Below are 311 nucleotides of genomic sequence, written 5' to 3'. Positions count from 1 at the left end.
TGTGAGTGGTTATCTCAGACGGCGGGTTGTGGCAGAGAGCGGGGCCGATCACGATTAGGATCAGGCCTCCGCTGTCCAGCGTCTGGTCTTAGTACTTGTAAGACTCTGGCTTGTAAGGGCCATCGGCTTTGACATTGATATAGGATGCCTGGGTGTCGGTCAGTCGGGTAATCACCCCACCAAAACCTTCAACCATGTCTTTGGCGACTTCTTCGTCGAGTTTTTTCGGCAGCACTTTCACGTAGACGCTTTCGGCTTTTTCAGCTTCCATCAGGTCGGCGAACTTGCGTTCAAACAGATAGATCTGAGCC

1 protein-coding gene is annotated in these 311 nt (G+C 52.4%); it reads right to left on the bottom strand.

Annotation, left to right across the window (positions count from 1 at the left end; all coding sequences use genetic code 11):
- Positions 1–88: 88 nt before the first annotated feature.
- Positions 89–311 (bottom strand): adenosylhomocysteinase (locus tag Q4563_RS18465; RefSeq protein ID WP_303605546.1); only part of this gene is annotated, 223 nt, incomplete at its 5' end.

This window comes from Gilvimarinus sp. 1_MG-2023 (genome assembly GCF_030548285.1).
Note: the sequence above shows the minus strand (reverse complement) of the source record. Positions and strands in the feature narration are given on the sequence as shown.